This window comes from Arthrobacter sp. CJ23 (assembly GCF_024741795.1).
Taxonomy (GTDB): domain Bacteria; phylum Actinomycetota; class Actinomycetes; order Actinomycetales; family Micrococcaceae; genus Arthrobacter.
Map to the genome: position 1 here is coordinate 4,372,278 of NZ_CP102950.1, position 13,128 is coordinate 4,385,405.

Below are 13,128 nucleotides of genomic sequence, written 5' to 3' on the forward strand. Positions count from 1 at the left end.
TTTGATCTCGGAAGAACCCAAACGGACATGAGGTCAGGGGAAGAGGGTGCGCGCACCTCCGAAGATCCCGCCCATGGTCCAGGCGTCGAAGGACAGGAGCCTTGCGGTTCCTGCGGCGGCCGTGAGGCTGACGCTTTCCCCGCCCAGTGTGGGGTACACGCGGGCAGTGAGCGGCTTGCCGTTCGCGAAGATCTCGACGGCGGAATGGTCCACCAGGATGCGCAGGTGCACGCGCCCGTCGGACATCGGGACGGGGCCCGACTTCTGCTCCACATCCACGAGCGGGTCGAGGCTGCTGCGGGTGCGGTCGAGGCGGAGGGTGCCTTGGCCGCCGGATCCGCGGCTCAGTTCCACCGCCGTCTCCTCAACACCGTCCTGGGAACCGAGCAGTCCCAGCCGCACCACGGCACCGGGCGCGAGCTGCAGCTCCAGTTCCAGGTCCAGCTGGTTTCCGGAGACCCCCGTTTCCACGGGCGTTCCGCCGCCCGCCAGCACGCGGCCCGGCAAGTGCACGTGCTGCGAGCGCAGCTGTTCCAGCTCCGGCACGGGCGCGAAGGACAGTGTGCCGTCGGCGGCCAGGGTGGTGACGCGGGGCAGGCTCATGACGCCGGACCAGCCGGCCTCCACCATGGCGGCGTCGCTGCGGCCTTCCTGCAGCCAGCCGAACATGATCCTCCGGCCGGACTCGTCCGCGAAGGACTGCGGGGCGTAGAAGAAGCGTCCGCCGTAGTCGAGGCGGTGCAGGGCAGCCGGTTCGAAGGAGTCGCCGGAATACTGGCCGGTCCAGTACAGCGGGTGGCGGGTATCGCCGTCGTTCCAGGCGGAAAAGACGAGCACGTCGTCGGCCGGGCCGCCGCCGGAACCGAGCGTCCCGGGGCCGGCGCGGAAGAGGTCCACGCATTCCCACATGGTGCCGGTCCAGTCGCTGGCCGCTTCGTCACGGTCCGCGGCGTCCCCGATGAGCAGCGGCCCGATGTAGCCCCAGGAGCGCAGGTCCGCCGATTCGTATAGGAACGCCGTGCCGCCGCGGCCACGGATGCCCGAGCCCACCAGCTGCCGCCATATGGTGCCTTCGCGCCACACGCAGTGGTCCCGGTAGGCGGTGATCTCGACCCCGGCCGGCGGGGCCGCGATGACCGGGTTCTCCGGCGCCTTCGCCCAGCTGAGCAGGTCCGGGGTCCCGACGGCCACACACGGCAGTTCGTGCTCCCCGTGCCGGCCGGAGTACACCAGCGTGGGCGTGCCGCCGTCGTTCACCAGCACGCCGGACCAGCAGCCGTCGCGGTCCGGCGAATCCGGCCCGCCGGACGGTTCCAGCGCCACCGGGAGGTCGCTCCAGCTCACCAGGTCCGTGCTGCTGGCGTGCCCCCACTGGATGCGGTGGTGGAAGGCGCCCTCGGGGTTGTACTGGTAGAAGAGGTGGTAGGTGCCGTTCCACTGGCTCACGCCATTAGGGTCGTTGAGCCAACCGGCCGGGGACACGAAGTGGAAGCGCGGCCGGTGCGGATCGGCCTCGGCGCGGGCCACGAGCTCGTCCCGGGGCACGGTGGCGAGCGGGTGGGTCAGTTCAGTCATGCGGAAGCCTTCTTGTCATTCGGTTCGCTCGCAAATATGGGTTCCCCAGCAAGCGCGGGTTCGGTGGCCAGGGCGTGTCCGCCCGCGCCGGCCAGCGGCCGGTACAGGTGGCAGCGCACCCAGTGGCGGCTTCCGGCGTCGCCCACGCGGTGGCGGACCGGACGGTCCGCGGAGCAGGGTTGCTCCGGGTCGCCGTCGAACGCGCACGACGTCGATGCCATCACCGCGGCTCTCAGTTCCGCCCTCCGGACGGGGTCATAGGAGCCGGCACGGGCAGGGTCCGGCACGGCCGAAACCAGCAGCTGCGTGTACGGGTGGGCCGGGTTGGCCAGGAGGTCCAGGGACTCGCCTTCCTCCACGATCTCGCCGGCGAACATCACGGCCGTGCGGTCGGCCAGGTAGCGGGCCGAGGCAAGGTCGTGGGTGATGTAGAGCATCGAGATGCCCTGTTCGTCGCGGAGTTTGCGCATCAGGTTCAGGACCCCGATCCGCACCGAGACGTCCAACATGGAGGTGGGTTCGTCGGCCAGGATGACCTGCGGTTCCACGGCCAGGGCCCGGGCGATGGCCACGCGCTGGCGCTGCCCGCCGGAGAGTTCGTGCGGGTAGGAGTTGAGCATGTCGGCCTGCAGGCCCACGGTGGTCATGAGTTCCTCGAGCCGCCGCTGGGTTCCCTGCTCCGCGGCGGCCTTGCCGTGGATCGCCAGGGAGCGGCGCAGGAAGTGCTCGATCCTGTGGACCGGATTCAGCGAGCCGAAGGGATCCTGGAAGACCATCTGCAGCTGGGAGCGGAAGGCCCGGGAGGCCTGGAAGCGGTCGTGCTTGAGGACGTCGACGCCGTCCAGCAGGATCTGCCCGGAGCTGGGCTTCTCGAGCCGCGCCACGCAGCGGGCCAGGGTGCTCTTGCCGGAACCGGACTCCCCCACGAGCGCCACGATTTCGCCGCGTTCCAGGCTCAAGTCCACCTTGTGGAGCGCCCGGACGGACTTCCGGGAAAGCAGTCCGCCGATGGGGAAGGTCTTGCCCAGGCCGCGGACCTCGAGGGCCGGCACTGTGATGCCGGGGGCAGGTGTTGTTGATGCCAAAACGGTGGCGCTCATCGCGAGGCTCCTTCCAGGGCGGGTGCAGTGGCAGCGACAGGTGCCGCGAAGTGGCCGGGACGCACCTCGGCGAGATCGGGGATGTTGCTGAACTTCACGCCGTCGGGCAGTCCGGTCAGCGGAAGGCGCGGGCCAGTGAGCGGCGGGAACGCGCCCATGAGCGCCTGCGTGTACGGGTGCTGCGGGCTGGCATACACCTCGTGGGCCTTGGCGGTCTCCACGATCCGGCCGCCGTACATGACGGCCATGCGGTGCGAGAGCTCCACCATCAAGGACATGTCGTGCGTGATGAACAGGACGGAGAAGCCGAGCTCGCGCTGGAGTTCCTTGATCTGCGCCATGATTTCCTGCTGCACCACCACGTCCAGGGCGGTGGTGGGTTCGTCCAGGATCAGCAGGGACGGCTTGAGGGCCACGGCCATGGCGATGACCGCCCGCTGCCGCATGCCGCCGGAGAGCTGGTGGGGGTAGGACTTGAGCCGCGCGGGGTCGATCCGCACGAGTTCCAGCAGTTCGGCCGCGCGCCGCAGGGATTCCTTGCGCGAGTAGCCGGAGTGCGTGGTGTAGACGTCCACGATCTGCTCGCCGATGGTCAGCACCGGGTTGAGCGAGTTCATGGCCGACTGGAAGACCATGGCCACGTCCTGCCAGCGGAAGCGGCGCAGCTCCTCCGGGCTCATCGCCAGGACGTCCTTGCCGCCAAAGGAGATGCTGCCGCCGGCGATCTTTGCCGGGTCCTTCAGGAGGCGCATGATCGAGTTGGCGATGGTGGACTTGCCGCAGCCGGACTCGCCGGCCAGGCCGAAGATTTCGCCCGTCCCGATGCTGAACGAAACGCGGTCGACGGCGGTGGTGGAGCGGGTATCGCCGATGTACTGGACGGTGAGGTCCTTTACCTCCAGGACCGGCTCGTGCGAGCCGAAGGAGACTTGGGAGATGGTCACGCGGCACTCCTTCCTGGGGTCTTGGTGGTAGTTGGGGAGGCCTTGGCGGCCGTGATTTTCCGGAGGCGGGGGTTGGTGACCTCGTCCACGGCGTAGTTGATGAGGGCCAGGGCGAAGGCCACCAGCGCGATGCAGAGGCCGGAGGGGACGAACACCCACCAGCTGCCGGTGAGCAGGGCGCCCTCGTTGCCGGCCCAGAAGAGGTTGTTGCCCCAGGAGACCGTGCTGACGTCGCCCAGGCCCAGGAATTCCAGGCCCGCCTGGGCGCCGATGCCGTAGATGACGCAGGCCAGCAGGGTCCCCATGACGATCGAGGCCATGTTGGGCAGGATCTCACGGAACATGATCCGCCCGGCCCGCTCACCGGACACAGCGGCAGCGGCCACGAAGTCCTTGGAGCGGATGGAGAGGGCCTGCGAGCGCAGCACCCGGGCCGAGCCGGCCCAGCCGGTGATCACCAGGACCAGGATCACGGTGCCCAGTCCCGGCGGCAGGAATGCGGCCAGGATGACCAGCAGCGGCAGTCCGGGCAGGAGCAGGAAGACGTTGGTGACCAGGGACAGGGCCTCGTCGATGAACTTGCCGAAATAGGCCGAGGCCAGGCCCACCAGGATGCCGATGAAGGTGGACGCGAGGCCCACGGTGAGGCCCACCAGGAGCGAGCTGCGGGAGCCGTGGATGGTCAGTGCCATCACGTCCTGGCCCTTGGCGGTGGTGCCGAGCCAGTGCTCGGCGGACGGCTCCAGGCTGGCCATGTCCGTGATGCGCGAGGGGTCGCCGGGGAACATCAGCGGCGCCAGGAGCGCCAGCGTGATGAACGCCAGCATCACCGCCATGCCCACCATGGCCTTCTTGTTGGTGAGGAGCCCGTGGACGAAGCCCTGCTTCGAGCGGCGGACACGCCGCGGTGCCCTTGAGGGCTGCCGGACGGCGGCAGAAGACTCGGGTGCGGGGCCCGCCGTCGTGAGGGCCGCCGTCGTGCTTTCCACGCCGGACGGTGAGGGGTCGATAAAGGTGGTCATCGTGGCTCCTAGTTGCTGCGCACGCGCGGGTCGAGGCGGACGTAGAGGATGTCCACCAGGAAGTTGGCCAGCAGCACGGCGGCGGTGATGGTGAGGAACAGCCCCTGCATGAGCGGGTAGTCCAGGCCCTGCACGGCGTTGAGCAGCTGGTAGCCGACGCCGGGGTAGGCGAACACCACCTCGGTCAGCAGCGCCCCGCCCACCACGAACCCCAGGCCCATGCCGAAGCTCGTCACGGACGGGAGCATGGCGTTGCGGGCAGCGTAGCGGAACATGATGCGGCCCGGCCGCAGGCCCTTCGCCTCGGCCATGGTGATGTAGTCCTCGGCGTTGGTGGCGATCATGGTGTTGCGCATGCCCAGCATCCAGCCGCCGATTGAGACCAGCACGATGGTGAGTGCCGGCAGCACCAGGTGCGCGGCTGCGTCGGAGATGAACTCCCAGGTGAAGCCGGGTTCCAGGCCGTCCGTAAACGCGTGGCGGAGCGGGAACCAGCCCAGCACCACGCCGAAAAGGTACAGGGCACCCATCGCCAGCCAGAAGTACGGGAACGAACCGATGAACACCAGGACCGGCGGGAGAGCCGAGTCGATCGCTCCGCCGCGCCGCCAGGCGGCCAGGATGCCCAGCAGATTGCCCACGACGGCGGCAATCACCAGGGCGGTGCCGCCCAGCAGGAGGGTCCAGCCGATCTGGGAGGCGATGACCTCGGTGACCGGGGTGGGGAAGCGGGAGATGGAGACGCCCATCTGGCCGGTGACGATGCTGTGCAGGTAGTCGACGTACTGCTCCCAGATGGGGCGGTCGTCCACGCCGAGCAGCTTGCGCAGGGCCTCGATCTGTTCGGGCTGCATCCGGCCCGTGGAGCGGGCGAACATGCGCGAGACGGGGTCGCCGGGCATGAAGCGCGGGAGCAGGAAGTTCAAGGTGATGGACGCCCAGAAGGCGATCAGGTAGAAACCCAGGCGGCGCAGGATGAAGCGCACGGTTTCCTCCATTCAGGTATTGCGGAGATGGGGCCCCGTTACCGAGGGGCCCCAAGCGAGCTTGCGAGTTTGGGGAGGTAATGGGGAGGGGAGGGCGGCATGCCTGGCGCGGTGATCCTGCGCCGGGCATGCCGGTCCAAGCGGCCCTTGCTGGGCTCGGGGTGGGCTACTTGCGCGGTTCCAGCGTGGTCAGCACCAGCACGGTGGTGGGTGCACGGACCGAGAGGGTGGCGTACGGGTTGTCCTCGGTGGGCCAACCGGTGAAGCGCGTGTCGTTGAAGGCACCCCACTCCGGGCCGGAGAACAGCGGCACCAGCGGCGCGACGTCGTTGTACTCCTCCTGGAGCTTGTAGGCGATGTCCTTCTGCTTGCCGGCATCGGCCTCGGCGGCGAACTGGGCGAGCAGGGCATCGGCCTTGGGGTCGCCGAAGCGGTGGTAGTTGTCGAAGGTCTTGGTGCCTACCGGCTTCACGGTTGCCGTGCCCATGGAGGTGTTGAAGTACTTGTGCGGGCTGGGATCGTTGGCGCTCCAGACGATGCCGGAGTCGAAGTCGCCGGTCTCGTAGCCGGCCACCACGGCGGCCCAGTCCGGGGAGTCCACCTTGGCGGTGACGCCCACGTCGGCCAGGTTCTGCGAGATCACGTTGGCCACGGACAGCCAATCGGAGGAGGTGGCGCCCACGGAAATCTTGAACTCGAACGGCTTGCCGTCCTTGAGGGTGCGCTTGCCGTCGGCGCCCTTGGGGTAGCCGGCCTGGTCCAGGAGTTTGTTGGCTTCGTCCACGTTCCGCTTGGTCCAGGTGCAGTTGTCCTTGAGGGCCGGGTTCTTCCAGGTTTCGTAGTTGCCGGAGAGGCCGGTGCAGTCGGCGGGCTTGGCGTAGCCGCCCATGCCGATCTTGGTGACCTGGTCGCGGTCAACGGCCATGCTGAGGGCCTTGCGGACGGCAGTGTCGGTGAACGGTGCCTTGGTGGTGTTCAGCTGCCAGTTGATCATGGAACCCGTGGCCGGGAACCAGTACTGGCGGTGTTCCTTGTCCTTGGAGATGAAGGTCTTTTCGATGTTGGGGATGTACTGCGGCGCCCAGTCCACGTCGCCGTTGGCGGCGGCGAGGTTGGCGCCGTCGTTGCCCGCAAAGGCGAGCATCTTGATGCCGGCGATTTTCTGCTTCTCCGGCTGCCAGTAGTTGGGGTTCTTCTTCAGGACGAAGGACTGGGCCTGGAAGTTGTCCACCTCGGTGTAGGGACCGGTGCCCACTGGCTTGGCGTTGGCGTCCTTTTCGGGGTCGGCCAGCGCGGACCAGATGTGCTTGGGCAGGATGGTGAGCTGTCCGACGTCGTAGAGGGCCGGGGACCACGGCTTGTTAAAGGTGAAGGTCACCTTGTTGGTGCCTTCGGCGGTGACGGCCTCAAGGTAGTCGAAGCCGCCCTTGATCTTCTTCTGCAGTTCGAAGGTGTAGGCAACGTCGTCGGCCACGAAGGGCTTGCCGTCGGACCACTTCACGCCCTCGCGCAGGGTGAAGGTGACGGACTTTCCGTCCGCCGCCGAGGTCCATTCGGTGGCGAGCCACGGCACGGTGTCGCCCTTGGCGGGGTTGAAGATCAGCAGGGATTCGTAGATGGACTGCTGGACCATCGGGTTGACGGCCGGTGCGAACGGGTTGAAGTTCTGGATGAACGTGCCCATGTCCTCGCGGGGGATGGTGAGGAAGGCGCTGGCGTTCTCCGCGCCGGCGGCGGGCTTGCTGGCGGTGGCTGAACAGCCGGTGAGTACCAGTACGCCCATGGCCAGGCCGGCCGCGGCAATGCGGGCAGACCTCAGGAACCGGGATTGTGTCATGATGGTGGTCTCTTTCCTATCTTCATAGCTGAACGGTGGGTGAGGGGTTGTTCTTCAGGAGTGATTTCGCGGTCAGACTGAAGAGCGTTCTAGCAGCGGACAGTCGACCAATTGCTGGTCGGCAATGATCGGCTGTCCTGCTGTAAGGGCGGCGAGCGTCTGGACTCCCAGGGCGCCCATCTTTTCGAAGGGCAACGCCACCGTGGTCAGTTTGGGCCTGAGGTAGGCCGCAATCAGTTCCTGGTTGTCGAAGCCGATCACGGCGATGTCTCCGGGGATGGTCAGTCCCCGTTCCTTGATGGCGTCATAGGCGCCCATCGCCATCCGGTCGTTGAGGCAGAACAGTGCTGTGGGCCTGCCCGCCCCTGCCGGATACTTATCAAGAATTTCGCAGGCGGCCTCGTAGCCGCCGTCTGCGGTCGCATGTCCCGAGACCACGAGTTCCGGGTCCAGTTCCAGCCCGGCGTCGGCGAGTGCTTCGCGGCACCCCGCCAAACGCCCCACGGCCGCAGGAATGTCCGGGTCCAGGTTGATGACACCGATTCGGGTGTGCCCGGCCTGGAGCAAGCGCTCGACGGCGACGCGGCCCCCGGCGCGCTCGTCCGGGACGATCGAGGGCAGCTTCCCGTCCGCGTCGAAGCAGTTGATGAGGACGGTGGGCACCTCGTTGGCGCTTTCCGGAACGTGCACGGGCCGGTGGTAGGTGGCCGCGTAGAGGAGTCCTTCCACTCGCTGCTCCAGGAGCTTTTCGATGGCTGCGTCTTCCATGCCCTGGTTGGGTCCGGCAGCATCGGCCTGGTCGGAGGGCGCGATGAGCAGGAAACGGCGATCCAGCCAGGCCTGGTCCTGCGCGCCCTTGATGATGTCCACGGCGAACGGTGCCGTGACGATCTCAGTGACGATGCCGTACCAGTCGCTGCGCTGCGATGCCAGGGCGCGGGCGCCGGCGTTGGGCCGGTAGCCGAGGGCCTGGACCGCTTCGAGGATCCGGGTGCGCGTTTCCTCCGAGATGCTGGCGTTTTCACGGTTGCTCAGGACGAAGGAGACGGCGGTGCGGGAAACGCCTGCGTGGTTCGCGACGTCGGTCATGGTGACACCCCGCTGCCGCGGGGACGCGGGCCTGGTGGATGGGGTGCTGTTCGCCATTGAATGCTCCGGTAGTCGCAGTTGAGGCCGGCACAGTGGCTGGCGGAATCATGGAATCACTTACGGTGGTAACGCGCGTTACTTGGTGCGTGTGATTTAGATTACGCGCGTTACTAACGCGTGTCAACGACTATTTTCGAAGGGCCGCGTCAGGGACACACCAGCTGCATCGGGAGGGGCGGCGGCGGCCGACTATGCCAGGGCTTCGCGGACGGCCTGCAGGATCTGTTCCGTTCCAGCCGCCGGGTCCAGCACGGCCACCACGACGGCGGGACGGCCGGCGCTCGCTGCGGAACCGGACATCGCGGCACCCGAGAGAGGGGCACCACCCAGCACCGGACGGAAGGTGTCGGCCAGGGCCCGCAGTTCGCGGCCCAGCCGGGCGGCCAACTCGCGGTCCAACTCCGGCGGCGATCCGGCGGCGGCCTCCCCCAGCCACATGCGCAGGACACTGTTGTGCACGGCCACCACGGACGCGGCATACGCTACGGCGCCATATTCCCGAGCGCCGTACTCTCCGGCGCCGGACGCCTCACGCGTGCCGGGCTCCGAGCCCGGACCCTCCGGCAGCGCATACTGCAGGTACCTGCGGAAGGCGCGCTGGTAGCGGTGCGTCATGACAAGTTCGCGGTCGCGCAGGGCCGGGACCTGGTGCAGCAGCTCATGCCGGGTCAGGGACGTGCCGCGGTTCCGGACATGGTGTTCGAACACCAGTAGGGCAGCGTCCGCCACGGCCGCGAGTGGATCCTGCGCCGGGCGGGACAGCTGGTCCTCCACGCGGGCCAGGATGCGGTCGTGGTCGGCGAAGACCATGTCCTCCTTGGAACCGAACTTGCGGAAGAAGGTGCTGCGGCTGATTCCCGCGGCGACGGCCAGATCGTCCACGGAGGTGGCGTCGTAGCCCTGGCGCACCAGCAGCTCGAGGGCCGCGGCCACGGCACGGCCGGGATCCGGGGTGGAGGGCTTGTTGACCATAGGCGTGAATCTAACACGGAGCCGGGCGCGGATCGGGGCCGGAAGCGGCGCGGGATAGGCTTCTGGCATGGCATTGATAGCTCCCCGCGTCACGGCCGGCCTGGCCGCCGACGACGCCAGGAACCTCGCGCGTTCCCTCCAGGACAGCAACGACATCACCGTGTTCGTTGACGGCACGGTCCACCGCCTCCCGGGCGAGGCGAGGGACGCCGTCGTCGACCTCCTCGCACGGCTCAGCCGCGGCGAAGCGGTGACCGTGAGCAGCGTCGAGGAAATGCTGACCACCTCGCAGGCGGCCGAGCTCGCGGGCATTTCGCACACTTACCTGCGAAACATGACGGACCGCGGCGAGATCCCCGTGGAATACCGCGGCACTCACCGGCGCATCCGGCTTGCAGCCATCATGGCCTGGCTGGAATCGCAGAAGAAAAAGGCGGCCGCGGATGGCCCGGATGACGCGGCCGGCGGCACAACGTGACGGAGTGATAAGGATCAAGCAACGATCCTTCCTTGGAGGCTGATGCCTGGAATGGCCGGGGTTACGCTTAAATGTGGGCAATTTCAGAGGGTGGCATATCGTGGCTGGCGTAGCCGCCATGGCCTGCGCCATCCCCCTCGCCTACGCTATGGGGCTGAACTTCGTGGCCACGTTCACGTTCGCCTGTGTGGTGTTTGTCGCCGTGGCCATGTGGGTTGAGTCGAAGATTGCCCGACGCCGGAGCGCAGGTGACGCGGCAGCCACGGCTGACGCCCCAATATCGGCAGCGGACCCGGCCGAGTCGGACGACGTAACGCGGGATTAGGACCCCCCACCCCGTTACCCAAACGTGACATTAACCCGCCGGCTCGTGTACCGTCGAAGGGCGACCCGGATCTCCAGCGGGCCGTTTCCGGGCTGACGCCGAGCTCTGCCGCAATCCGGAATCCGCCAGACCGCGGCAGAGACGGGGGACCCAGAGTTCCCGGGCCTGATTCTCCACAGGCCCTTGGGGTGAAGCCGCCATGCGCGGCCGGACGGCCTCGTCCGAACCCGACAGCTAACCTCGCAGGCGTTGAGAGGCAACCACCATGTCCCCAACCATGGATCAGCCGCGCCGCGCCCAAATTGCGCGCGAGCGCACCCAGCCAACCGGGCGCCGTCGGGCCGAACCCAGCGGATCGTTCACCCCCGCGCCGACTTCAGAATCACTAAGTACGACGGAATCACTAAGTACGACGGCGGCACCCGCCACCGCGGCGATTCCTACGACGGCTGCACCCACCACGCGGGCGGCCGCGCGCGCAGCCGAGCGCGCTGCCGAGCTAAAGCAGGAATCCCAGGCCGCTGCCGGGCCGGCGGAACCGGCCATCGCAGCCATTCCGACGGTGACGGCCACGGCGGCACTGCCCGCGGCGGAACCGGCCACGGCAGCCATTCCGACGGTGACGGCCACGCCGGCACTGCCCGCGCTGCCCACGGCGGCCACGGCCACGGCGGCACTGCCCGCGACGCCGCTGCCCGCAGCTCCTCGCTCCGGCTTCGGTGCGGCGTCCTTTGCAGCTTCCTCCTTCAGCCGGGAACCACACGCTGTCCTGAGGAAGGCCGCGACCGTCCGGACGATGAGCCACAAGATGGCAGTGGTGGCAGGAGCCCTGGGACTGGTGTTGACTGCCGGTTCCCTCGGCCAAGCCCTTGAGCTGCCCTTCTTCGGCCAGGAAACCCATGCGCAGGATGCCGGCGCAACACCTTCACCTTCGGCAGCCGCGACTGCCACCAAAACCGGCCAAGCCCCGGCGGCCCCGGCGGCCCCGGCGGCCCCGGCGCAACCCTCACAGCAAGCACCCGCTGCAGCACCCGCCGTCGTCGAACCGTCGAGTGCCGCGGCACGGCCGCTCCCTATTCGGGATCCTGCGGCACTCCCGTCACCTCTGCCCTCGTTCCTCGCTCCGGCGCCGGCCGCTTCCACACCTGTTGCGACACAGCCGGCCCCGGCACCCACCCCCGTTCCGACGGTCAGTCCCACCCCGGCGTCGACACCGACCCCCACATCCACCCCAACGCCCTCTCCCACGAGCACGGAGCCGTCGGAGGACACAGAGTCAGCGAAGGACAAGCCCCAACCAACGAGCAGCCCGAGGCGCTGAGCGGTTCAGCCACAGTCACCTGAGTCTCTGCCAGGGTCCGGGGACGCGGCCAGCGAGTAGCTTGGCACAGGCCCGATAACTGTCAGCAAACGCGTCCCTGGCGAATTTCGCACGACGTGGGACCGTCCGCTCTTTCGCGTTGTACAATCGTTCAACGTCCACGGGGTTCTGGCAACACTGAAGCAGGAGGCAACAGGCACCGTGGGCGGGGTTCCGGGCTCAGCCGGGGCCAGGGGGGAACAAAGGAATAGCTCATGCCAGTGGATAAGTCGCCTACGCCTTCGACCAATGCCGGACACGGCCTGCGCCCGGCGGACGGGCCAACCACGCCGCCTGCAGACAGGGACCTGACGGCACTCCAGAAGCAGGCCGGGGAGATCATCGAGTCGGTCCTCGCGCAAAGCAACGCCAAGGGCGCTCCGCTCAGGGAACGCCTGCGCGCCACTGTGGCTGCGCACCCCGGAGATCCAGTTACCGCGTTGCGCGAACACCTTATTTACACCCGGACGCTGCCGCCCGAAGGCGCCGAGACCGCCGCACTTTCGGCGCCTGGACCGAGCCGTGTTGCCCTGCGGCCGGAAGTCCCGGACCCTGCCGCCCCCACCGGGCACGACGCCGATGACGACCTCAGCCGGTCGCGAATCGAGGCGGTCCTGGACCAGGGCATGCTGCTGACGGCATTTCAGCCCATTCATGACCTCGGCTCCGGCCAGGCCGCCGGCGTGGAAGCATTGTCACGGTTCGTCAGCGACGACGGGGAAAGCGCCGACCACTGGTTCGCCAACGCCGCAAGCGTCGGGCTCGGGGCGGACCTGGAATTCGCGGCCTTGGCGTCCGCCCTCAAGACAGCCGAGGAACTCCCGGCCCATCTCTTTGTGTCATTGAACGTGTCGCCGGCCTTATGCCTGGATAGCCGGCTGCCGTACGTTCTTGAGCAATCACCCTTGGCGATTGAGCGCATCGTCCTGGATATGACCGAAAGCCTGGCGCCGGATGATCCGGCGCCGCTCGTGGCGGCACTTGCGCCGCTTCGAGAGCAGGGCCTCCGCATCGCCGTCGACGAGGCGGCTGCCGGGCCGTCCTTCATGCGCGCCATTCTTGTGCTCCGGCCGGACTTCATCAAACTCGACCACCACCTCATCGTGGAGTTCGATGACGAAACCGACAAGGAGACGCCAGCTGCAATCGTGAAGTTCGCCAAGCAGATTGGGGCAGTGCTGGTCGCCCAGGGCATCGAAACCGCGGAGGACCTCGCCGCAGTGGCCGGACTGGGCATCACCGCTGGGCAGGGCTACTTCCTGGGAAGACCCTCCATCCAGCCCCGCGATTGGGACCTCTGGCAAGATTCCTCCGAACCCTCGTCAGATTCTGCGCGCCCGTCCGGCGAAGAAATGGAGCAGGTCCTTCCCCCGTCGTGAG

12 protein-coding genes and 1 riboswitch are annotated in these 13,128 nt (G+C 67.8%); of the genes, 3 read left to right on the plus strand and 9 right to left on the minus strand.

Features of this window, described 5'->3' with window-relative positions:
• Positions 1–33: 33 nt before the first annotated feature.
• The 8 genes from NVV90_RS19755 to NVV90_RS19790 all read right to left on the minus strand — a co-directional run bounded on the left by NVV90_RS19755 (position 34) and on the right by NVV90_RS19790 (position 9,585).
• A complete protein-coding gene (locus tag NVV90_RS19755) occupies positions 34–1,575 on the minus strand; it encodes a glycoside hydrolase family 32 protein (protein ID WP_258438933.1) in 1,542 nt (513 codons plus the stop codon).
• Positions 1,572–2,675: an ABC transporter ATP-binding protein gene (locus tag NVV90_RS19760; protein ID WP_258438934.1), complete on the minus strand. Its 1,104-nt coding sequence runs from the start codon at positions 2,673–2,675 to the stop codon at positions 1,572–1,574. Before NVV90_RS19760 ends, NVV90_RS19755 begins: the two co-directional genes overlap by 4 nt.
• Positions 2,672–3,619, minus strand: coding sequence for an ABC transporter ATP-binding protein (locus tag NVV90_RS19765; RefSeq protein ID WP_258438935.1), 948 nt, complete (start codon positions 3,617–3,619; stop codon positions 2,672–2,674). Before NVV90_RS19765 ends, NVV90_RS19760 begins: the two co-directional genes overlap by 4 nt.
• On the minus strand, positions 3,616–4,641 hold the full coding sequence (locus tag NVV90_RS19770) for an ABC transporter permease (protein ID WP_258438936.1): 1,026 nt from the start codon (positions 4,639–4,641) through the stop codon (positions 3,616–3,618). Before NVV90_RS19770 ends, NVV90_RS19765 begins: the two co-directional genes overlap by 4 nt.
• An 8-nt stretch (positions 4,642–4,649) precedes the next feature.
• Positions 4,650–5,627: an ABC transporter permease gene (locus NVV90_RS19775; RefSeq protein ID WP_258441245.1), complete on the minus strand. Its 978-nt coding sequence runs from the start codon at positions 5,625–5,627 to the stop codon at positions 4,650–4,652.
• A gap of 166 nt (positions 5,628–5,793) precedes the next feature.
• Positions 5,794–7,464, minus strand: a complete 1,671-nt coding sequence (locus tag NVV90_RS19780) for an ABC transporter substrate-binding protein (RefSeq protein ID WP_258438937.1) — start codon at positions 7,462–7,464, stop codon at positions 5,794–5,796.
• Between the two features lie 72 nt (positions 7,465–7,536).
• The gene (locus NVV90_RS19785; RefSeq protein ID WP_258438938.1) at positions 7,537–8,610 is read right to left on the minus strand and encodes a LacI family DNA-binding transcriptional regulator; all 1,074 of its coding nucleotides are present in this window, start codon (positions 8,608–8,610) and stop codon (positions 7,537–7,539) included.
• Positions 8,611–8,802: 192 nt separating this feature from the next.
• Positions 8,803–9,585: a TetR/AcrR family transcriptional regulator gene (locus NVV90_RS19790; RefSeq protein WP_258438939.1), complete on the minus strand. Its 783-nt coding sequence runs from the start codon at positions 9,583–9,585 to the stop codon at positions 8,803–8,805.
• 67 nt (positions 9,586–9,652) lie between these two features.
• Between NVV90_RS19790 and NVV90_RS19795 the strand changes: the two genes are divergently transcribed.
• Positions 9,653–10,063, plus strand: a complete 411-nt coding sequence (locus NVV90_RS19795; protein ID WP_258438940.1) for a helix-turn-helix domain-containing protein — start codon at positions 9,653–9,655, stop codon at positions 10,061–10,063.
• Between the two features lie 100 nt (positions 10,064–10,163).
• Positions 10,164–10,388: a hypothetical protein gene (locus NVV90_RS19800; RefSeq protein ID WP_258438941.1), complete on the plus strand. Its 225-nt coding sequence runs from the start codon at positions 10,164–10,166 to the stop codon at positions 10,386–10,388.
• A 113-nt stretch (positions 10,389–10,501) separates the two neighbouring features.
• A riboswitch (cyclic di-AMP (ydaO/yuaA leader) is annotated at positions 10,502–10,651 on the plus strand.
• A gap of 19 nt (positions 10,652–10,670) precedes the next feature.
• Here the strand turns inward: NVV90_RS19800 and NVV90_RS19805 are convergent.
• On the minus strand, positions 10,671–11,195 hold the full coding sequence (locus NVV90_RS19805; RefSeq protein WP_258438942.1) for a hypothetical protein: 525 nt from the start codon (positions 11,193–11,195) through the stop codon (positions 10,671–10,673).
• Between the two features lie 768 nt (positions 11,196–11,963).
• On the opposite strand from NVV90_RS19805, the gene NVV90_RS19810 reads away from it, so the two are divergent.
• Positions 11,964–13,127 carry an EAL domain-containing protein gene (locus tag NVV90_RS19810; protein ID WP_258438943.1) on the plus strand — a complete coding sequence of 388 codons (1,164 nt, stop codon included), beginning with the start codon at positions 11,964–11,966 and terminating at the stop codon, positions 13,125–13,127.
• The last annotated feature ends 1 nt before the right edge of the window (position 13,128 follow it).